21 protein-coding genes are annotated in these 20,539 nt (G+C 68.4%); 9 read left to right on the forward strand and 12 right to left on the reverse strand.

All coding sequences use genetic code 11. From position 1 onward, the window contains the following. Positions 1-9 precede the first annotated feature (9 nt). Both A9X05_RS03210 and A9X05_RS03215 read right to left on the reverse strand, forming a co-directional pair. The gene (locus A9X05_RS03210) at positions 10-183 is read right to left on the reverse strand and encodes a DUF2613 domain-containing protein (RefSeq protein WP_065443914.1); all 174 of its coding nucleotides are present in this window, start codon (positions 181-183) and stop codon (positions 10-12) included. A 76-nt stretch (positions 184-259) separates the two neighbouring features. Further along, positions 260-460: a DUF2613 domain-containing protein gene (locus A9X05_RS03215; protein ID WP_067779142.1), complete on the reverse strand. Its 201-nt coding sequence runs from the start codon at positions 458-460 to the stop codon at positions 260-262. A gap of 131 nt (positions 461-591) precedes the next feature. Between A9X05_RS03215 and A9X05_RS03220 the strand changes: the two genes are divergently transcribed. The 3 genes from A9X05_RS03220 to A9X05_RS03230 all read left to right on the forward strand — a co-directional run bounded on the left by A9X05_RS03220 (position 592) and on the right by A9X05_RS03230 (position 3,743). Continuing rightward, complete coding sequence (locus A9X05_RS03220) at positions 592-1,743, forward strand: glycoside hydrolase family 3 N-terminal domain-containing protein (protein WP_067779145.1); 1,152 nt, start codon at positions 592-594, stop codon at positions 1,741-1,743. Positions 1,744-1,822: 79 nt separating this feature from the next. Further along, complete coding sequence (locus A9X05_RS03225; RefSeq protein WP_067751506.1) at positions 1,823-2,476, forward strand: TetR/AcrR family transcriptional regulator; 654 nt, start codon at positions 1,823-1,825, stop codon at positions 2,474-2,476. A gap of 16 nt (positions 2,477-2,492) precedes the next feature. After that, complete coding sequence (locus tag A9X05_RS03230) at positions 2,493-3,743, forward strand: chloride channel protein (protein WP_067779148.1); 1,251 nt, start codon at positions 2,493-2,495, stop codon at positions 3,741-3,743. A gap of 11 nt (positions 3,744-3,754) precedes the next feature. On the opposite strand, the gene A9X05_RS03235 is transcribed toward A9X05_RS03230, so the two are convergent. Next, on the reverse strand, positions 3,755-4,597 hold the full coding sequence (locus tag A9X05_RS03235; RefSeq protein WP_067779151.1) for a MaoC/PaaZ C-terminal domain-containing protein: 843 nt from the start codon (positions 4,595-4,597) through the stop codon (positions 3,755-3,757). A gap of 16 nt (positions 4,598-4,613) precedes the next feature. Beyond that, the gene (locus tag A9X05_RS03240) at positions 4,614-5,978 is read right to left on the reverse strand and encodes a 3-oxoacyl-ACP reductase (RefSeq protein WP_067779154.1); all 1,365 of its coding nucleotides are present in this window, start codon (positions 5,976-5,978) and stop codon (positions 4,614-4,616) included. Between the two features lie 186 nt (positions 5,979-6,164). Between A9X05_RS03240 and A9X05_RS03245 the strand changes: the two genes are divergently transcribed. Further along, on the forward strand, positions 6,165-7,466 hold the full coding sequence (locus A9X05_RS03245) for an acetyl-CoA C-acetyltransferase (protein ID WP_197498897.1): 1,302 nt from the start codon (positions 6,165-6,167) through the stop codon (positions 7,464-7,466). A 296-nt stretch (positions 7,467-7,762) separates the two neighbouring features. On the opposite strand, the gene A9X05_RS03250 is transcribed toward A9X05_RS03245, so the two are convergent. Further along, complete coding sequence (locus A9X05_RS03250; protein WP_067749739.1) at positions 7,763-9,598, reverse strand: acyl-CoA dehydrogenase; 1,836 nt, start codon at positions 9,596-9,598, stop codon at positions 7,763-7,765. A 202-nt stretch (positions 9,599-9,800) separates the two neighbouring features. Between A9X05_RS03250 and A9X05_RS03255 the strand changes: the two genes are divergently transcribed. Then, entirely contained in the window at positions 9,801-10,826 is a 1,026-nt protein-coding gene (locus A9X05_RS03255) for an isopenicillin N synthase family oxygenase (RefSeq protein WP_067779156.1), read from the forward strand. Between the two features lie 6 nt (positions 10,827-10,832). After that, the gene (locus A9X05_RS03260; RefSeq protein ID WP_067749742.1) at positions 10,833-11,321 is read left to right on the forward strand and encodes a flavin reductase family protein; all 489 of its coding nucleotides are present in this window, start codon (positions 10,833-10,835) and stop codon (positions 11,319-11,321) included. Between the two features lie 6 nt (positions 11,322-11,327). Here A9X05_RS03260 and A9X05_RS31485 read toward each other — a convergent pair whose 3' ends face one another. The 5 genes from A9X05_RS31485 to A9X05_RS03280 all read right to left on the reverse strand — a co-directional run bounded on the left by A9X05_RS31485 (position 11,328) and on the right by A9X05_RS03280 (position 15,474). Further along, positions 11,328-11,483 carry a hypothetical protein gene (locus A9X05_RS31485; protein WP_197498898.1) on the reverse strand — a complete coding sequence of 52 codons (156 nt, stop codon included), beginning with the start codon at positions 11,481-11,483 and terminating at the stop codon, positions 11,328-11,330. Between the two features lie 69 nt (positions 11,484-11,552). After that, positions 11,553-12,299, reverse strand: a complete 747-nt coding sequence (locus A9X05_RS03265; protein WP_067749744.1) for a succinate dehydrogenase/fumarate reductase iron-sulfur subunit — start codon at positions 12,297-12,299, stop codon at positions 11,553-11,555. Next, positions 12,299-14,215 (reverse strand): fumarate reductase/succinate dehydrogenase flavoprotein subunit, encoded by a 1,917-nt coding sequence (locus A9X05_RS03270; RefSeq protein WP_067749746.1) that lies wholly within the window; start codon positions 14,213-14,215, stop codon positions 12,299-12,301. Before A9X05_RS03270 ends, A9X05_RS03265 begins: the two co-directional genes overlap by 1 nt. Before the next feature lie 46 nt (positions 14,216-14,261). Then, positions 14,262-15,089, reverse strand: coding sequence for a hypothetical protein (locus A9X05_RS03275; RefSeq protein ID WP_067749748.1), 828 nt, complete (start codon positions 15,087-15,089; stop codon positions 14,262-14,264). A gap of 88 nt (positions 15,090-15,177) precedes the next feature. Continuing rightward, positions 15,178-15,474, reverse strand: a complete 297-nt coding sequence (locus A9X05_RS03280) for a hypothetical protein (protein ID WP_067749751.1) — start codon at positions 15,472-15,474, stop codon at positions 15,178-15,180. A gap of 113 nt (positions 15,475-15,587) precedes the next feature. Here A9X05_RS03280 and A9X05_RS03285 point away from each other — a divergent pair, with 113 nt between their 5' ends. Next, positions 15,588-16,346: an isocitrate lyase/phosphoenolpyruvate mutase family protein gene (locus A9X05_RS03285; protein WP_067749753.1), complete on the forward strand. Its 759-nt coding sequence runs from the start codon at positions 15,588-15,590 to the stop codon at positions 16,344-16,346. Positions 16,347-16,418: 72 nt separating this feature from the next. Here A9X05_RS03285 and A9X05_RS03290 read toward each other — a convergent pair whose 3' ends face one another. Beyond that, on the reverse strand, positions 16,419-16,859 hold the full coding sequence (locus A9X05_RS03290) for an Hsp20 family protein (protein WP_067749755.1): 441 nt from the start codon (positions 16,857-16,859) through the stop codon (positions 16,419-16,421). Between the two features lie 227 nt (positions 16,860-17,086). On the opposite strand from A9X05_RS03290, the gene nirB reads away from it, so the two are divergent. Together nirB and nirD are read left to right on the forward strand one after the other, a co-directional pair. Further along, positions 17,087-19,666 carry a nitrite reductase large subunit NirB gene (gene nirB / locus A9X05_RS03295; RefSeq protein ID WP_082970853.1) on the forward strand — a complete coding sequence of 860 codons (2,580 nt, stop codon included), beginning with the start codon at positions 17,087-17,089 and terminating at the stop codon, positions 19,664-19,666. Beyond that, the gene (gene nirD, locus A9X05_RS03300; protein WP_067749760.1) at positions 19,663-20,019 is read left to right on the forward strand and encodes a nitrite reductase small subunit NirD; all 357 of its coding nucleotides are present in this window, start codon (positions 19,663-19,665) and stop codon (positions 20,017-20,019) included. The genes nirB and nirD overlap by 4 nt, the downstream gene beginning before the upstream one ends. Here nirD and A9X05_RS03305 read toward each other — a convergent pair. After that, complete coding sequence (locus A9X05_RS03305) at positions 20,016-20,468, reverse strand: hypothetical protein (protein ID WP_067749762.1); 453 nt, start codon at positions 20,466-20,468, stop codon at positions 20,016-20,018. The two genes, nirD and A9X05_RS03305, sit on opposite strands and share 4 nt — an antisense overlap. Positions 20,469-20,539: the final 71 nt, after the last annotated feature.

Below are 20,539 nucleotides of genomic sequence, written 5' to 3' on the forward strand. Positions count from 1 at the left end.
GCTGCGCCGCTAGCTACGGTTGCCGTACTCGACCCGGTTGAGCACTGACGACTGCGGATCGCCCCCGGGGAGTGGCGGTTTCGTGTCCTGCTGCACCATCAACGTGATCCCGAAGATCGCTGCCGCGCCGAGCAACAGACCCACCACCACGCTCGCGGCGGCGGGCGCAATGATCCGGTTCATCGACGGCTCCTCACAGCATCTTCGAAAACGTGGCGGCGGCTTAGCGCCAACCTAGCAGAACCCCGGTCGGCGCTCGTCAGGGCAGACAGTGCCCGTGAAAGCACCGGTCGCCGTATTGCACCAGGTGGGGCTCGAGCGGGATCAGCGCGGCCGGACGGACCGGCACCGCCGTCAGGCCGTGGTCGGCGACGGCGAGCGTGACGCCCAGGGTGGTCGCGACGCCGACCGTCAGACCCACCGCGATGCTGGCCGCAGCCGCCAGGGTGAAACCGGTCATCGCTGGCTCCTTGATCTCGCCCCCCGCTAGCCCAGCTAGCACCTGCCCACGAATGCCCGCGCGGCCGAACAAGAAAACCTCGCCACTCCCCAGACCCGGAGGCCTGGACCCCGCCGTGCAAACATGGCCCGATGTCATTCTCGCGCACCATGACCGTCGCGGGGGCCGTGCTCGCGTCCGTGTCGGCTTTGGTGGCGGGCTGCGCCCACCACGCCGCCCGGCCACCCGGCCCGTCGACCTCGGTCAGCAAGCCGGCGGCCGCGCCGGCGCCGCCGGCCTGCGGTGACGTCACCGCGCTCCCGGTCCGCGACAAGCTGGCGCAGCTGCTGATGGTGGGCGTGAAGAACGCCGACGACGCCCGCTCGGTGGTCGACGGCTATCACGTGGGGGGCATCTTCATCGGAAGCTGGACGGACCTGTCGATCTTCAAGGGCCCGCTGGCCGACATCTCGGCGAAGGCCGGACCGCTCCCGTTGGCGGTGAGCGTCGACGAGGAGGGCGGCCGCGTCTCGCGGCTGCGGGCGCTGATCGGCTCGGCGCCGTCGCCCCGCCAACTGGCACAGACCATGACCCCCGACCAAGTCCACGCCCTGGCGGCCGACCGCGGCAAGAAGATGCGCGACCTGGGCATCACCATCGACTTCGCCCCCGTGGTCGATGTCACCGACGCCACCGACGGCGTCATCGGGGACCGCTCGTTCGGCGGCGATCCCAACACGGTCACGGCCTACGCCGGGGCGTATGCGCAGGGCCTGCGCGACGCGGGGCTTTTGCCGGTGCTCAAACACTTCCCGGGGCACGGGCACGGCTCGGGGGATTCGCACACCGGCGGTGTGGTGACCCCGCCGTTGAGCGAGCTGCAGGGCGTCGACCTGGTGCCCTACCGGACGCTGGTGACCGCGGCCCCGGTCGCGGTGATGCTGGGTCACCTGCAGGTGCCCGGGCTGACCGGTGACGACCCGGCGAGCCTGAGCGCCGCGGCGGTGCGACTGCTGCGCGACGGCGTCGGCTATGGCGCCCCGCCGTTCAACGGCCCGGTGTTCACCGACGACCTGTCCAGCATGGGCGCCATCTCCGACCGGTACGGCGTCGCCGAGGCGGTGCTGCGCACCCTGCAGGCCGGCACCGACGTCGCGCTGTGGGTCACCACGGACGAGGTGCCCGCGGTCCTTGACCGGCTGCAGAAGGCCGTGGCCGCCGGCGAACTGCCCGGGCAGCGGGTCGACGACGCGCTGGGGCGGGTGGCGACGATGAAGGGCCGCAGCCCAGCGTGCGGCCACTAGCGGGTCGGCCACTAACGCGTGTGCGGTCACCGCGCGTTGCTTACTCTGGAGTCAGATAGACGAGCTAGAGAGGCGAGCGATGGCGGGTGGCACCAAGCGGTTACCGCGGGCCGTCCGCGAGCAACAAATGCTCGACGCCGCCGTCCAGATGTTTTCGGTCAACGGCTACCACGAGACCTCCATGGACGCGATCGCCGCCGCGGCGCAGATCTCCAAGCCGATGCTGTATCTGTACTACGGCTCCAAGGAGGACCTTTTCGGCGCCTGCCTGAACCGGGAAATGGGCCGCTTCATCGACGCGGTCCGCGCCGACATCGACTTCAGCCAAAGCCCGAAAGACCTGCTGCGCAACACGATCGTGGCGTTCATGCGCTACATCGACGCCAACCGGGCGTCGTGGATCGTGATGTACACCCAGGCCACCAGCTCGCAGGCGTTCGCGCACATGGTGCGCGAGGGGCGTGAACAGATCATCGAGCTCGTCGCCGGGCTGGTGCGGGCCGGCAGCCGCACCCCGCGGACCGAACGCGAACACGAGATGATGGCCGTCGCGCTGGTGGGCGCCGGCGAGGCGACGGCCAACCAGCTGTCCACCGGGGACATCGACGCCGACGAGGCGGCCGAGATGATGATCAACCTGTTCTGGCACGGCCTCCGGGGCGCACCGGGGGAGCGGGAGGCCGCGGCCGCCGCTCTGCCCAAGAAGGGCGGGAGCGGCGCCGCCAAGCGCTAACCCCTAGATTCGTGATGTGGCTCGACCGCCCGCCCGCCGCAACGTCGACTTCTTCTGCGCCGTAATCATCGTCGGACTGCTGGCCGGCGTGGCCGGGCTGGCGACGACGTTCGTGCTGCGCTTCGTCCAGCACGTCACGTACAACTACTCCTTCGGGGCGCTGCTCGCCGGGGTCGCGGCCAGCAGCCCGGTGCGCCGGGCCGTGGGACCGATGATCGGCGGCGCGCTGGCGGCGATCGGCTGGTGGCTCCTGCGGAGCCGGACCGACGTTCCGCCCATGGCCGAGACCATCTCGAGCCGAGAGCGGATACCGCGGCTGGCGTGGAGCCTGGACGCCATGCTGCAGGTGCTGCTCGTCGGGTCGGGCGCGTCGCTGGGCCGGGAAGGGGCCCCGCGCCAATTCGCCGCGGCCCTCGGTGATTTCGGGACCGCCTGGCTCAGGCGGCTGTCGCCGCGCGACCGCGAGGTGCTGCTGGCCTGTGCGGCCGGCGCCGGGCTGGGCGCGGTCTACGCCGTTCCGCTGGCGGGTGCGCTGTTCTCGGTGCGGATCCTGCTCAACACCTGGCAGCCGCGGGCGGTGGGCGCGGCGTTCATCTCCTCCAGCCTGGCGGTCGCCGTCGGTTCGGCCATCACCCGCGACGAACCGAACCTGCAGTGGCCGATCGGGGAGTCCACCTACCTGCTGACCGCGCACGGGCTGCTGCTGGCGCCGGTCGCGCTCGCGGTGGGGCTGGCGTTCAACCGGTTGATGGCGGCGGCCCGGCCGGCCAAGCCGATGCGGAACTGGGTGCTGGTCCCCGCGCTCGGGGCCGCCGGGCTGGTGATGGGCATCTGCTCGCACTGGTGGCCCGAACTGCCCGGCAACGGCCGAAGCATCCTGACGGTCAGCCTGGCCAGCGGCATGACGCTGTTGTCGGCGCTCGCGATCCTCGCGTTGAAACCCCTGCTGACCGCGCTGTTCCTGCGCGCCGGCGGGGCCGGCGGGATGCTGACGCCGTCACTGGCCACCGGCGCGGCCGCGGGGGCTGCGCTGGTGCTCGCGATCAACTGGGCGGTCGGGACGCACTTGCACGTGCCGGCGGTATCGCTGGCCGGCGCCGCCGGTGTGCTCGCGGTGACGCAGGGCTCACCGATCTGGGCGGCGATCTTCGTCTGGGAGCTCGCCCGGCCGCCGCTGTGGCTGTTTCTTCTGTTCCTGCTGACCGCGACCGGGGCGCACGGGCTGAAAGTCCTTGCCAACGGCCGCGGCCCGACGCATTCGGGCTAGAACCGCTGGAACTAGAGCGCCCGAACCGTCCCGGTCAGGTGCGGATAGCCCTTGGCGATGTTGCGCAGCGAGATGTCCCAGCCGTCATGGGTTTCGTCGACGTAGAGCCCCGCGGTGGCCGGCAGTACCAGCGGCTTGCCGAACCGCACGGAATACTTCACCGCGTCCGGCAGCCGCGCTTCGACGTTAGCCAATACCGCTGCGGCGCTGAACATTCCGTGCGCAATGACGGTGGGGAAGCCGAACAGCTTGGCCGCGATCGGGTTGGTGTGGATCGGGTTGTGGTCGCCACTGACCGCGGCATAGCGCCGGATCAGGCCGGGGCTGACGCGCACGACGGTGCTGGGCGGCGGCAGCTTGGGCTGTTTCTGTGGCGCCGGCTTGGGCTCGTCGGACAGGCTGGTGCGCTGCTGGTGCAGGAAGGTCGTCACCTGATGCCACGCGGTGTCGTTGCCGACGTTCACGTCGGTCACCAGGTCGACCAGCAGGCCCTTGCGGTGCTCGCGCAGGTTCTCCGCGTGCACCTGCACACCGACGGTGTCGGTGACCGCGATCGGCCGGTACTGCGTGATGTGGTTCTCCATGTGCACCGAACCCATTGCGGCGAAAGGAAAGTCGAACCCGGTCACCAGCGACATCATCGTGGGGAACGTCAACGCGAACGGATAGGTCAGCGGCACGTCGTTGCCGTAGCGCAGGCCGGTGACCGCCGCGTACTCGGCCACGTTCGCCTGGTCGATGGGCAATTCCTCGATGGTCACCGTGCGCGTGGGCAGCTGATTGCCACGGGACACCAGCGGCAGCGCACCGGCCGCCGCGCGCAGCATGTTCTTCAGGCCGCTTGGCTGATTCATCGCGATCTCCTCAGGCCTATGCGCCCAGCATGGCCTGGCCGCAGACGCGGATGACGTTGCCCGTCACCGCATTCGAGGCCGGACTGGCGAAGTAGGCGATGGCCTCGGCGACGTCGACGGGCTGGCCACCCTGCAGCAGCGAATTCATCCGCCGGCCTACCTCGCGGGTGGCCAGCGGGATGGCGGCCGTCATCTGGGTCTCGATGAAACCCGGCGCGACGGCGTTGATCGTGATGCCCTTGGCGTACAGCTCCGGCGCCAGCGCCTGGGTGAGACCGATCATCCCGGCCTTGGTGGTGGCGTAGTTGGTCTGCCCGCGGTTGCCGGCGATGCCGGCCATCGAGGACAGCCCGACGATCCGGCCCCCTTCGCCGATGGTGCCGTTGCCCACCAGTCCTTCGGTAAGCCGAAGCGGCGCAAGGAGATTGACGGCCAGCACCGCGTCCCAGCGGGCGTCGTCCATGTTGGCAAGCAACTTGTCGCGGGTGATGCCGGCGTTGTTGACCAGCACGTCGGCGTGCCCGTCGTGGTGCTCTTGCAGGTGCTCGGTGATCTTGTCCACGGCGTCGTCCGCGGTGACGTCGAGCCACAGCGCGGTGCCCCCGACCCGGCTGGCCGTCTCGGCCAGCGCCTCGGCGGCCGATTCGACGTCGATAGCGACGACGCGGGCGCCGTCGCGGGCGAACACCTCCGCGATCGTCGCGCCGATGCCGCGGGCCGCGCCGGTCACGATGGCCACCTTGCCGTCCAGCGGCTGCTCCCAGTCGGCCGGCGGGGTGGAGTCGGCCTCGCCGACGTAGAACACCTGGCCGTCGACGTAGGCCGACTTGGCCGACAGGATGAACCGCATGGTCGATTCCAGGCCCGTCGCAGCCGGTTTGGCGTCGGGCGACACATACACCAGCGCCACCGTGGTGCCGTTGCGCAGCTCCTTGCCCAGCGAACGGGTGAACCCCTCCAACGCGCGCTGCGCGATCCGCTCGTGCGGGCTGGCGGCGGCGTCGGGCGTGGTGCCGACCACCGCGACCCGCGCGGAGTGGCCCAGGTTGCGCAGCAGCGGCGTGAAGAACTCGTACAGCCCCCGAAGGCCCTCCGGCGAGGTGATCCCGGTGGCGTCGAACACCAGGCCGCCGAACTGGTCGGCCCAGCGTCCGCCGAGATTGTTGCCGACCAGGTCGTAGTCCTTGTCCAGGGCGGCGCGCAGCGGCTCGACGATCCGCCCCTCACCGCCGATCAGCAGCGCGCCGGCCAGGGGCGGATCACCGGGCCGGTAGCGGCGCAGCGTCTCGGGCTGCGGAACCCCGAGCTGCTTGGCGAGAAACGATCCAGGACCGGAATTGACAACCTGAGAGAACAGATCGGACGAGACCTTGGGAGCCACCGGAGCTACCTTCCATGAGCGTGCGAAGTCGGGGTGTGCCTACAGCACAACCGTATCGGGGACGAACTTACTTCAGAGTAAGAACAGTGGGTAGTATGGCCCCAGACGGGCATACCAAAACCGACAGACGGCAGATACACGGAGAAGACAGTGGCCCCTGCAAGTTCCGAGGCAAGCAACCAGCGCATTTCGCAGCGGCGACCCGTCGCCGTGCTGGGCGGCAACCGCATCCCGTTCGCCCGGTCCGACGGCGCGTATGCCGAGGCGTCCAACCAGGACATGTTCACCGCCGCCCTGGGCGGGCTGGTGGACCGGTTCGGGCTGGCCGGCGAGCGGCTGGGCGTGGTGGTCGGCGGCGCCGTGCTCAAGCACAGCCGTGACTTCAACCTCACCCGCGAGTGCGTGCTGGGCTCCGAGCTGTCGTCGTACACGCCGGCGTTCGACCTGCAGCAGGCGTGCGGGACCGGGCTGCAGGCGGCCATCGCCGCGGCCGACGGCATCGCGTCCGGCCGGTACGACGTCGCCGCCGCCGGCGGGGTGGACACCACCTCGGACCCGCCGATCGCCCTGGGTGACAACCTGCGCCGCACGCTGCTCAAGTTGCGCCGGTCCAAGTCCAACGTCCAGCGGCTGAGGCTGGTGGGCACGCTGCCCGCCAACCTGGGCATCCAGATCCCGGTCAACAGCGAGCCGCGCACCGGGCTGTCCATGGGCGAGCACCAGGCGATCACCGCCAAGCAGATGGGCATCAAGCGCGTCGACCAGGACGAGCTGGCCGCGGCCAGCCACCGCAACATGGCCGCCGCCTACGATCGCGGCTTTTTCGACGACCTCGTCACCCCGTTCCTCGGGCTGTACCGCGACGACAACCTGCGTCCGGACTCGTCGGCGGAGAAGCTGGCGAAGCTCAAGCCGGTGTTCGGCGTGAAGTCCGGGGACGCGACGATGACGGCCGGCAACTCCACCCCGCTGACCGACGGTGCCTCGGTCGCGCTGCTGGCCTCCGAGGAGTGGGCGGCCGCCCACTCGCTGACGCCGCTGGCCTTCCTGGTGGACGCGGAAACGGCGGCCGTGGACTACGTCAACGGCCGCGACGGCCTGCTGATGGCGCCCACCTACGCGGTGCCGCGGCTGCTGGCCCGCAACGGCCTGAGCCTGCAGGACTTCGACTTCTACGAGATCCACGAGGCGTTCGCCTCGGTGGTGCTGGCGCACCTGCAGGCGTGGGAGTCGGAGGACTACTGCAAGGAGCGGCTGGGCCTCGACGCCGCGCTCGGCTCGATCGACCGGTCCAAGCTCAACGTGAACGGCTCGTCGTTGGCGGCCGGGCACCCCTTCGCCGCCACCGGCGGGCGGATCCTGGCCCAGGCGGCCAAGCAGCTCGCCCAGAAGAAGGCGGAGCAGAAGGGTGCGGCCAAGCCGCTGCGTGCGCTGGTGTCCATCTGCGCCGCCGGCGGCCAGGGCGTGGCCGCGATCCTCGAGGCCTGAGCGCCCCGCCGGGTGGGCGGTTCCATGAAATCGGTCACAGCGGGTTAGTAACTCCGGCGGCTGGGTAACCGTATGCGCGGATGACCCCGTGTTGTGGTCTGACCCCCCGACCCCGACGGCAATACGGGGCATCCCTGAAACGGCCGCCGGTCGGCGTGGACGGGCGTACGAGAAGGGCCGCCGCTGGAGTGAGGGGATCCAGCGGCGGCCTTTTTGTATGCCCGTCTGTGCCCGATTGACCGCGCCCAATCAAAAGCCCCGCTCCCATTTCGGAAGCGGGGCTTTTGATCTGCCTGTCAGAAGGCGGCTTCGTCGAGCTCCATGATGTCGTTGTCCAGCGTCTCGATCACCTCGCGGGTGCTGGCCAGCAGCGGCAGGAAGTTCTTCGCGAAGAACGAGGCCACCGCGACCTTGCCCTCGTAGAAGGACCGCTCGTCGCCGCTGGCGCCGGCGTCCAGCGCCTGCACGGCCACCGCGGCCTGCTGCTGCAGCAACCAGCCGATGACGAGGTCGCCGACACTCATCAGGAAGCGCACCGATCCCAGGCCCACCTTGTAGAGGCTGGTCACGTCCTCCTGCGCCGCCATCAGGTAGCCGGTCAGCGTGGCCGCCATCGCCTGGACGTCGGCCAGGGCCTTCGCCAGCAGCTCGCGCTCGGACTTCAGCCGGCCGTTGCCGGACTCGCTGTCCACGAACTTCTGGATCTCACCCGACACGTGGGCCAGCGCCACACCCTTGTCGCGGACGATCTTGCGGAAGAAGAAGTCCTGCGCCTGGATGGCCGTGGTGCCCTCGTAGAGGGAGTCGATCTTGGCGTCCCTGATGTACTGCTCGATCGGGTAGTCCTGCAGGAAGCCGGATCCACCGAAGGTCTGCAGGCTCTCGGTCAGCTTGGCGTAGGCCTGCTCGGAACCGACACCCTTGACCACCGGCAGCATCAGGTCGTTGACCTTCACGGCCAGCTCGGCGTCGACGCCGTGCACCGCCTCGGCGACCGCCGCGTCCTGGTAGGTCGCGGTGTAGAGGTACAGCGCACGCAGACCCTCGGCGTAGGCCTTTTGGGTCATCAGCGACCGGCGTACGTCGGGGTGGTGCGTGATGGTCACCCGCGGGGCGGTCTTGTCCGTCATCTGGGTCATGTCGGCGCCCTGCACGCGCGACTTGGCGTACTCGAGCGCGTTCAGGTAGCCCGTCGACAGGGTGGCGATGGCCTTGGTGCCGACCATCATGCGGGCCTGCTCGATGACCTCGAACATCTGCGCGATGCCGTTGTGCACCTCGCCGACCAGCCAGCCCTTGGCGGGCACGTCGTGCTGGCCGAAGGACAGCTCACAGGTGGCCGAAACCTTCAGGCCCATCTTGTGCTCGACGTTGGTCACGAAGACGCCGTTGCGCTCGCCCAGCTCGCCGGTCTCGAAATCGAACAGGAACTTGGGCACGAAGAACAGCGACAGGCCCTTGGTGCCCGGACCCGCGCCCTCGGGACGCGCAAGCACCAGGTGGAAGATGTTCTCGAACAGGTCGCCGGAGTCGGCCGAGGTGATGAACCGCTTCACGCCCTCGATGTGCCACGAGCCGTCGTCCTGCTTGATCGCCTTGGTGCGGCCCGCACCGACGTCGGAACCGGCGTCCGGCTCGGTCAGCACCATGGTGGAACCCCATCCGCGCTCGGCGCAGATCACGGCCCACTTCTTCTGCTCCTCGGTACCGAGGTGGTAGAGGATGTTGGCGAACCCGGCGCCGCCGCCGTACATCCAGACAGCGGGGTTCGCGCCGAGCAGGTGCTCGTGCAGCGCCCACACCAGGGCCCGGGGCATCGGCATGCCGCCGAGGACCTCGTCGATGCCGACCTTGTCCCAACCGGCCTCGGTGACGGCGCGCACCGACTTCTTGAAGGACTCCGGCAGCGTCACCGAGTGGGTCTTCGGGTCGAAGACCGGCGGGTTGCGGTCACCCTCGACGAACGACTCGGCGATGGGCCCCTCGGCCAGCCGGCTGATCTCTGACAACATCTCGCGCGCGGTGTCGACGTCCAGATCGCTGTAGTCGCCGGCGCCCAAAGCCTTTTCAACGCCCAAGACCTCGAACAGGTTGAAGACCTGGTCACGGACGTTGCTCTTGTAGTGGCTCACTACGGTTCCTCCTCGTTGAGAATGCCACCTTGTGGTTGGGTACTACTTCTAAGTTACCCACCAGTAACACCGCTAAAATATCGCTCTCGGACAGTTCAACGCAAGTCAATGTGAGCTAAATTTCATCGTCTAATTAACCAACCGGTTGGGAAGCCCGCGCGGTGGGCCTGACCTGCGGCGATAACGAAACGGATCTCAAACTATGGGATGCATCACCTCCCTGCCCGTAGTGGATCTGCGCACGTCGGCGGCCGAATTGCGGCGGGGGTTGCGCGAGGCCGCGCACGAGGTGGGCTTCTTCTACCTGACCGGCCACGGTGTGCCCGGCGAGCTCTCCCGCAGGCTGCTGGAGGCGGCACGCAGGCTGTTCGAGCTCTCCGACGCCGAGAAGGACGCGGTCGCCATGGTCCGTAGCCCGCATTTCCGCGGCTATACCCAGCTGGGTGGCGAGCTGACCCGCGGCCGGGTGGACTGGCGGGAGCAGATCGACATCGGGCCGGAACGCGCCCCGGTCGGCGGCCCCGGCAGGCCCGACTACCTGTGGTTGCAGGGGCCCAACCAGTGGCCGGCGTCATTGCCCGAGCTGCCCGGCATCATCGCCGACTGGGACGCCGCGCTGTCCGGGGTGGCCCGCACCCTGCTCCGGCACTGGGCGGCCTCCCTGGGCAGTCCGCCGGGCGTGTTCGAGCCGGCCTTCGCCGAGACGCCCGCCACCCTGATCAAGATCGTGCGCTATCCGCGAAGCGCGGCCTCGCCGCAGGGCGTGGGCCCGCACAAGGACTCCGGAGTGCTGACGCTGTTGCTGGCCGAGCCGGGCAGCAGCGGTCTGCAGGTCCGCCGGCCCGGCGCCCGGGAGTGGATCGACGTGCCGCCCACCGACGGCGCATTCGTCATCAACATCGGTGAGCTGCTCGAGGTGGCGACCGGGGGCTACCTGCGGGCCACCGAGCACCGGGTGACCCTGGACGGGCAGCGGGCGGATCGCATCTCGGTGCCGTACTTCTTCAACCCGCGCCTGGACGCACAGATCCCCGTGTTGACGCTGCCCCCGGAACTGCGGGCGCGTGCCGGCCGCGTGGCCGACCCGGCGGATCCCATCTTCTCCGTCTACGGCCGCAACGCTTGGAAGAGCCGGTTGCGCGCGCACCCCGATGTGGCTTCAGCGCACGGGTATTCGGCAGGTAGGGTCGGGGACGAGAATCCCGTTCTCGGCTCAAGGGGCGAATGAATTCCGGTGAACTCGCACACGAACCTGACACCGTCCACACTTCGCGAGGCCTTCGGCCACTTCCCCTCGGGGGTGGTGGCCATCGCCGCCGAAGTCCAGGGCACCCGGGAGGGCCTGGCGGCCAGTACCTTTGTGCCCGTCTCACTGGACCCGCCGCTCGTGTCGTTCTGCGTGCAGAACACGTCGACGACGTGGCCCAAGCTCAAAGACCTGCCCATGCTGGGCATCAGCGTGCTCGGCGAGGCCCATGACGAGGCGGCGCGAACGCTGGCCGCCAAGACCGGCGACCGGTTCGCCGGCCTGGAGACGGAATCCCGGGAGAGCGGCGCGGTGTTCATCAAGGGCACCGGCCTGTGGCTGGAGAGCGCGATCGAACAGCTGATCCCGGCCGGGGATCACACCATCGTGGTGCTCCGGGTCAACGAAGTCACCATCGACGCCGACGTCGCGCCGATCGTGTTCCATCGCAGCGTGTTTCGGCGCCTCGGCGCCTGAACACCGCTACGGGCGGCGGCCGAGCTCCGCCCGGAAGCCCGCTATCCGCTGCTCGATCTCGGCGGCGTCGTCGTCCCGGCCTTCCTTGTGCGCAAGGTCGGCGCGGGCCGAGAGCTCCCGGATCGCCGTTCGAATTTCATTGACGCTGGTGGTTTCTCGCATATCTCCCACGCTGCCTTCAGGTTGGGTTGCTATGCGGGTACCCGGCGCCTCGGACGGGCTAACGCCCGGTCAGCGCCGGAACAGCTTGTTGCCCAGCCACACCACCGGGTCGTATTTGCGGTCCGCGACCCGCTCTTTCATCGGGATCAGCGCGTTGTCGGTGATCTTGATGTTCTCGGGGCAGACCTCGGTGCAGCACTTGGTGATGTTGCAGTAGCCGAGGCCGTGTTGCTCCTGCGCCTGGTTGCGCCGGTCCATCGTGTCCAGCGGATGCATCTCGAGTTCGGCGATCCGCATCAGGAAGCGCGGTCCGGCGAACGCCTTCTTGTTCTCCTCGTGGTCGCGGACCACGTGGCACACGTTCTGGCACAGGAAGCACTCGATGCACTTACGGAACTCCTGCGAGCGCTGCACGTCCTCCTGGGCCATCCGGTACTCGCCGGGCTGCAGGTCCTTCGGCGGCGCGAAGGCGGGGATCTCGCGGGCCTTCTCGTAGTTGAAGGAGACGTCGGTGACCAGGTCGCGGATCACCGGGAACGTCCGCAGCGGCGTCACCGTCACCACCTCGTCCTCGGCGAATGTCGACATCCGGGTCATGCACAGCAACCGCGGGACGCCGTTGATCTCCGCCGAGCAGGAACCGCACTTGCCCGCCTTGCAGTTCCACCGCACCGCGAGGTCGGGCGTCTGGGTCTGTTGCAGGCGATGGATGATGTCGAGCACCACCTCGCCCTCGTTGACCTCCACCGTGAAGTCCTGCAGCGCGCCGTCGGCATCGTCACCGCGCCACACACGCATGGTCGCGTTGTAGGTCATTAGCCTCTCCGTCCTGGATGCTCGGCCAGCTCATCGTCGGTGTAGTACTTCTCCAGCTCGGAGATCTCGAAGAGCTCCAGCAGATCGGATCGCATCGGCACCTGATCCTTGCGGGTGATGCTGATGTCCGGGATCACCTCGTCGCCGCCGGCGGCCTGGCAGACCAGCAGCACCTTGCGCCACGACGAATCCATCGACGGATGGTCGTCGCGGGTGTGGCCGCCGCGGCTTTCGGTGCGCTCCAGCGCCGCCTTGGCGACGCACTCGCTGACCAGCAGCATGTTGCGCAGGTCGATGGCCAGGTTCCAGCCCGGGTTGTACCGCCGTCCGCCGTCCACGTGCAGGTTCTTGAACCGCTCGCGCAGATTGTCGAGCCGGGCCAGCGCCTCGGACACCTCGTCCGCCTTGCGGATGATGCCGACCAGATCGTTCATCGACTGCTGCAGCTCGAGCTGCAGCGTGTAGGGGTTCTCCGCCGGGGCGCCGTTGGGCGGTGCCTCGAAGGGGGACAGCGCCCGCTGCGCCGCGGTCTCGACGGCCTCGGCCGAGATCGTCGGACGGCTGCTCAGCGCCCGCACGTAGTCGGCCGCGCCCAGGCCGGCGCGCCGGCCGAAGACCAGCAGGTCCGAAAGCGAGTTGCCGCCCAGCCGGTTGGAGCCGTGCATGCCGCCGGAGCACTCGCCCGCGGCGAACAGGCCCGGCACGGTGGCCGCGCCGGTGTCGGCGTCGACCTCGACGCCGCCCATCACGTAGTGGCAGGTGGGCCCGACTTCCATCGGCTCCTTGGTGATGTCGACGCCGGCCAGCTCCTTGAACTGGTGGTACATCGACGGCAGGCGCCGCTTGATCTCCTCGGGCGTCAGCCGGGACGCGATGTCGAGGAACACGCCGCCGTGCGGGCTGCCGCGGCCGGCCTTGACCTCCGAGTTGATCGCGCGCGCGACCTCATCGCGGGGCAGCAGGTCGGGGGTGCGGCGGGCCGAGTCGTTGTCCTTGAGCCACTGGTCGGCCTCTTGTTCGGTCTCGGCGTACTGGCCCTTGAACACCGGTGGGATGTAGTCGAACATGAACCGCTTGTTGTCGGAGTTCTTCAGCACCCCGCCGTCACCGCGGACGCCCTCGGTGACGAGGATCCCCTTCACGCTGGGCGGCCACACCATGCCCGTCGGGTGGAACTGGACGAACTCCATGTTGATCAGCGACGCACCCGCCCGCAGCGCCAGCGCGTGCCCGTCGCCGGTGTACTCCCACGAGTTCGAGGTGACCTTGAACGACTTGCCGATGCCGCCGGTGGCGAGCACCACCGCGGGCGCCTCGAACAGGACGAACTGACCCGTCTCGCGCCAGTAGCCGAACGCGCCGGCGATCGCGTCACCGTCCTTGACCAGTTCGGTGATGGTGCACTCGGCGAACACCTTGATCCGCGCCTCGTAGTCGCCGAGCTCGGCGAAATCCTCCTGCTGCAACGAGACGATCTTCTGCTGCATGGTCCGGATCAGCTCCAGGCCGGTGCGGTCACCGACGTGCGCCAGGCGCGGGTAGGTGTGCCCGCCGAAGTTGCGCTGGCTGATCTTGCCGTCCTTGAGGCGATCGAACAGCGCCCCATAGGTTTCCAGCTCCCAGACGCGGTCCGGCGCCTCCTTGGCGTGCAGCTCGGCCATCCGCCAGTTGTTGAGGAACTTCCCACCGCGCATCGTGTCGCCGAAGTGGGTCTTCCAGTTGTCCTTGGGGTTGGTGTTGCCCATCGACGCCGCGCACCCGCCCTCGGCCATCACCGTGTGGGCCTTGCCGAACAGCGACTTGCACACCACCGCGACCTTGAGGCCGCGTTCCCGCGCCTCGATGACCGCGCGCAGCCCCGCGCCGCCGGCGCCGATGACGACTACGTCGTAGCCATGCCGCTCGACCTCAACCATGAAAACCCTCGCTAGCTAAGTCCGGAATTGTTGTTCGAATGGCTTCTCAGCCAACAAATCTCAGGTCAGGGATGGTGTTGCTGGCCACCAGCGCGATGTAGAAGTCGGTGAGCATCAGGGTGCCCAGCGTGACCCAGGCGTACAGCTTGTGCCGGGTGTTGATCTTGCTGACCTGGGTCCAGATCCAGTACCGCACAGGGTGCTTGGAGAAGTGCTTGAGCCGCCCGCCGGTGACGTGCCGGCAGGAATGGCAGGACAGCGTGTAGACCCACAGCATGATGACGTTGCCCACCATGATCAGGTTGCCGAGGCCGAACCCGAAGCCGTGCGGGCCCGAGTCGGAGTGGAAACCGATGATCGCGTCGTAGGTGTTGATCACCGAGATGATGCCCGCGATGTAGAAGAAGTACCGGTGGCTGTTCTGGACGATCAGGGGGAACCTGGTCTCGCCGGTGTAGTGGACACGCGGCTCGGCCACCGCGCAGGCGCTGGGGGACTGCCACACCGTCCGGTAGTAGGCGCCGCGGTAGTAATAGCAGGTGAGCCGGAACAGCAGCAGGAACGGCAGGGTCAGCGCCGCGTACGGCAACCACCACACGTCGGGCAAGATCTGGGGCCAGAAGTCGCCGGCCTCGCCGCAGGCCTTGCTCACGCAGGGTGAGTAGAACGGCGTCAGGTAGTGGTACTTGGGGACGAAGAAGTAATCCTGCTGGAACGCGCGCGCGGTCGCGTAGATGAGGAAGGCGGCGAAGCCCAAGTCGATCCGCAGCGGCGACATCCACCACCGGTCGGTGCGTAGGGTGCGTTGCGGGATGCGGGCGCGCGCGGGTGAAAAGACACCTGACGCAGGACGGTTCGCCGTGGGTGCGCTCATCTAGTGTTCCTCTTCGAACGGGCTGTTGGTCGAAGGGTACACAGAGAGCACCCCCTCATTTCCGGGGGGCTTGGGTTGTCCGCGGTTGTCAGGACCTGCTGTGACCCCCGACACCCTCGTCGTCGACATCGCGCCAGAAGTCGCTGTCGTACTGGGTGTCGGGAATGACGATCTTCTCGCCGGACTGCTGCACGGTGGCGCGCGCCAAGTCCAATTCGGACACGTCGGTGTCGAGCAGTTCGACGTCGGAGAGGATCCGGTCGGCATCGATCACGATCCGCCGCATCGCGGGGCTGTCGCCGTATCGACTCTTCAACGAGCCCACGCACCTCCGCAGGCCGCCGATCAGGTCGTGAAGTTCGGCGAGTTCAGTCGTGGTGCTCAACGGATCTCCTCGGGCAGACGGTGTTACGGATCACAGTACGCTTCCGAATACTATCCACCGCACAGCCTTGATGTCAGACGGAACACTTCGGGCGATCGAGGAGCAAACACCTCATGAGCGGTCAAACCGTCGCCGAGCGGGCCACGGCGCTGCTCGCTCTGCATCGGCCCGGCGACCCGGTGATCCTGCCGACCGTGTGGGACGCGTGGTCGGCCCGCCTCGCAGTCGACGCGGGTTTCGCCGCCCTGACGGTGGGCAGCCACCCACTGGCGGACTCGATCGGCAAACCGGACGGGGAGGGCATGTCGTTCGACGACGTGCTGACGCGCGTCTCCCAGATCACCGACGCGGTCGACGCCCCGGTGTCGGTCGACGTCGAATCCGGCTACGGGCTCGCCGCCGAGCGCCTGATCGACGGCCTGCTGGGCGTCGGCGCGGTCGGCCTCAACATCGAGGACACCGTGCACTCCGAGGGCAAGCGGCTGCGGTCCGCCGGCGAGCACGCCGAACTGGTGGGGGCGTTGCGGTCGGCCGCCGACGCGGCCGGGGTGCACGTCGTGATCAACGCCCGCACGGACCTGTTCCTGCGCCAGGACGGTGACGCGTCGGACCGGGTCGACAGGGCCGTCGCGCGGCTGACCCAGGCGGCGGACGCGGGCGCCGACGTGTTGTACCCGGTCGGTCGCCACGACCCGGATACCTTGCGCCGCTTGGCCGCAGAGCTGCCGCTGCCGGTCAACGCGATCGCGCTGCCCGACCAGGACGACCCGTCGACGTTCGGGCCGCTGGGCGTGGCGCGAATCAGCTTCGGCCCGTTCTTTCAGGCCGCGCTGGGCGGCCGGGCGAAGGAACTGCTGGCCCGCTGGGGCTGATCCGCGCCGAACACGCTGTGGCGCAAGCGAATCCGGCGGGGCCACTGACCCCGCCGGCTCGTTGCCTACTTTTTACTTGGTGATCTCGATGCGCTGCGCCTGGCTGCCGGCGTAGGCGCCGGTGACCCGCACGGTGAGGACCCCGGCGTCGTAGGAAGCCGTGATCGCGTCTCCCGTGACGTGGGCGGGCAGGGCGAAGGACCGGCGGAAGGAGCCGTACCGGACCTCGCGCAGGGTGCGCCCGTCCTTCTCCTCCGAGTGCTCATCCCGGCGTTCGCCGTGGATGACGAGGCGGCCGCGGTCCACCTCCACGTTGACGTCCTTCTCGACGTCAACGCCGGGGAGTTCGACCCGTACGATCGCGTCCTCGCCGTCCTTGACGATCTCCGCGGCGGGGTTGAAACCGCTGGTCACCGGCTTGTACCAATCCGATGCGGCGGCGGGGCCGAAGAAGTCGCGCAACCACCGGTCGGTGTTCCAGGCTGGCCGCGACCACAATGCGACGTTACTCATGGCGATCTCCTTGTGCTTCCTTGAGCTTTGTTGTGGGTTTGCTGTGTCCGGCGCCCTTCTGGCCGGCTACAAGAGGAAACATGAGTCGACCACGCTAAAGTTCCACCTAGGCGTTCGCCGTGGGCGAACGAATATTCACAAGGCCCCCTGTGAGTTGTGAGATCCTCGTCATAGGACCGTCACATTGAGCGAAATCGCGGTAATTTCCGGCCGCTAATCTCAAAGCCATGGCTGCAGACGGGATTTCGCGCGCGCACTGTGCGGGCCGTCACATTGTCGTAGTCGGGCACGGCATGGTGGGGCACCGGCTGGTCGAGGCGCTCCGCGCGCGCGACACCGAAGGATTGTGGCGTATCACGGTTTTCGCCGAGGAGGCGGACGCGGCTTACGACCGCGTCGGGCTGACCTCGTACACCGAAAGCTGGGACCGCAAGCTGCTGGCGCTGCCGGGCAACGACTACGCGGGTGACGAACAGGTTCGATTGGTACTGAATGCTCGCGTTACCAAAATCGACCGCGACGCGAAGGCGGTGGTGACGGCCGACGGGCAGCGGCACGGCTACGACACGCTGGTGCTGGCCACCGGGTCGTATGCTTTCGTCCCGCCGGTGCCGGGCCACGACCTGCCGGCGTGCCACGTATACCGCACGCTGGACGACCTCGACGCCATCCGGGCCGACGCCCAGCGGACGGTAGACGCCGGTCGCGCCCCCGCGGGCGTGGTGATCGGCGGCGGCCTGCTGGGTCTGGAAGCCGCTAATGCGCTGCGCCAGTTCGGTTTGCAGACGCACGTCGTCGAGATGATGCCGCGGTTGATGGCCCAGCAGATCGACGAGGGCGGCGGCGCCTTGCTGGCCAAGATGATCGGTGAGCTGGGCATCGCGGTCCATGTGGGCACCGGTACCGAATCGATCGAGGCGATCGACCACTCGGACGGGGTGTCGTCGGTGCGGGTGCGCCTGACCGACGGCGAGGTCATCGACGCCGGGCTGGTCATCTTCGCGGCCGGCATCCGGCCGCGCGACGAACTGGCCAGGGCGGCGGGCTTGGAGCTTGCCGAACGCGGCGGTGTGCTCACCGACTTGGCATGCCGCACAAGCGATCCGGACATCTACGCGGTCGGCGAGGTCGCCGCGATCCAGGGTCGCTGTTACGGCCTGGTGGGTCCCGGCTACACCTCCGCCGAGGTGGTGGCCGATCGCCTGCTGGACGGTGCCGCCGAGTTCGGCGAGGCCGACCTGTCGACCAAGCTCAAGCTGCTCGGCGTCGACGTCGCAAGCTTCGGCGACGCGATGGGGGTCACCGAGAACTGCCTCGAGGTCGCGATCAACGACGCGGTCAAGCGGACCTACGCCAAGCTGGTGTTGTCCGACGACGCGAAGACCCTGCTCGGCGGGGTCCTGGTGGGCGACGCCTCGGCGTACGGGGTGCTGCGGCCGATGGTCGGCAGCGAGTTGCCCGGCGATCCGCTCGCACTGATCGCGCCGGTATCCGGCGAGGCGCCGGCGCTCGGGGTCGGCGCGCTGCCGGATTCCGCGCAGATCTGCTCGTGCAACAACGTCACCAAGGGCGACCTGAAGTGCGCGATCGCCGACGGCTGCGCCGACGTGCCGTCGCTGAAGTCGTGCACCGCGGCCGGCACCTCGTGTGGGTCATGCGTGCCGCTGCTCAAGCAGCTGCTGGAAGCCGAGGGCGTGGAACAGTCCAAGGCGCTGTGCGAGCACTTCAGCCAGTCGCGGGCCGAGCTCTTCGAGATCATCTCGGCCACCGAGATCCGCACCTTTTCCGGCCTGCTGGAGCGCTTCGGACGCGGAAAGGGTTGCGACATCTGCAAACCCGTGGTCGCGTCCATCCTGGCGTCCACCGGCTCGGACCACATCCTCGAGGGTGAGCAGGCCTCGCTGCAGGATTCGAACGACCACTTCCTGGCCAACATCCAGAAGAATGGCAGCTACTCGGTGGTGCCGCGGGTTCCCGGTGGCGACATCAAGCCCGAGCATCTGATCCTGATCGGCCAGATCGCCCAGGACTTCGGGCTCTACACCAAGATCACCGGCGGCCAGCGGATCGACATGTTCGGCGCCCGGGTGGACCAGTTGCCGGAGATCTGGCGCCGGCTGGTCGATGGTGGCATGGAGTCCGGCCACGCCTACGGCAAGGCGCTGCGCACGGTGAAGAGCTGCGTCGGCACCGACTGGTGCCGCTACGGCCAGCAGGATTCGGTGCAGTTGGCCATCGACCTGGAGCTGCGGTACCGGGGTCTGCGGGCGCCGCACAAGATCAAGATGGGCGTCTCGGGCTGCGCGCGGGAGTGTGCCGAGGCGCGCTCCAAGGACGTCGGCGTCATCGCCACCGAAAAGGGCTGGAACCTCTACGTCGGCGGCAACGGCGGGATGACGCCCAAGCACGCCCAGCTGCTGGCCAGCGACCTGGACACCGAGACGCTGGTCCGCTACGTCGACCGGTTCGTCATGTACTACATCCGGACCGCCGACCGGCTGCAGCGCACGGCGCCCTGGGTCGATTCGCTCGAGGGCGGGCTCGACCACGTCCGCGAGGTCGTGTGCGAGGACTCGCTGGGGCTGGCCGGGGAATTCGAGGCCGCGATGGAGCGGCACGTGGAGAACTACAAGTGTGAATGGAAGGGCGTGCTCGACGACCCGGACAAGCTGTCGCGCTTCGTCTCGTTCGTCAACGCCCCGGACGTCGTCGACTCGACGGTGGAATTCACCGAACACGCCGGTCGCAAAATCCCTGTGTCCATTGGGATGCCGAAGATCCGTACGGGAGCTGGAGAACAATCATGACACTTCTCAACGACATTCAGGTATGGACCACGGCCTGCGAGTACGACCGCCTGATCCCGGGACGTGGGGTCGGCGTGCTGCTCGACGACGGCTCCCAGGCCGCGTTGTTCCGGCTGGACGATGGCGAGGTGTACGCCGTGGGCAACGTGGACCCGTTCTCCGGCGCGGCGGTGCTCTCGCGTGGAATCGTCGGGGACCGCGGCGGCCGCGTGGCGGTGCAATCGCCGATCCTCAAGCAGGCCTTCTCGCTGGAAGACGGTACCTGCCTGGATGATCCGAACTATTCGGTGCCGGTGTACCCGGCGCGCGTCACCGCCGACGGCTTCGTCCAGGTCGGTCGGATCGCCGCCTAGCGGGTGATGTCGCCGACGAGGTAGCGCTGCATCGTCGGGCCGATGGCGTCGACGATCGCGTCGACCGACATCGAGTGCAGCGGCTCGGAGCGGATGCCGTAGCGCATGATGCCGAGGCCCACGAGCTGCGAGGCGCACAGCGATGCCCGGGTGGCGGCCTTATCCGCCCCAAGCAGTTTCAGCAGGGGGCCGAAAACCGGGCCGACGAACATGCTTTGCACGGTCTCGGCGGTCTTGGCCATGCCGGTGGACGCTATCGCGCTGGCGGCGAAGGGGCCGCCGCCCGCCGCGTCCCACGTGGTGATCAGCATGCGCAACGTTTGCCGGCCCACCTGGTTGACCCCGCCGGTGACGATTTTGTCGATGAATTCCGGTGTGCCGAAGGGCAACCGCAGCATCTTGGCGACCGGGTCAAGGAGCCCTCGCGACGGCTCTTCGCGACGGGGCATGGTGCCAGGATCGCCGGTATCGGACCAAAGATCAAGCGTCGCCGGTCGTCGGCGCGCCCGTGGCCGAAGCG

It is taken from the genome of Mycobacterium sp. E3298 (assembly GCF_001666895.1).
GTDB lineage: Bacteria > Actinomycetota > Actinomycetes > Mycobacteriales > Mycobacteriaceae > Mycobacterium.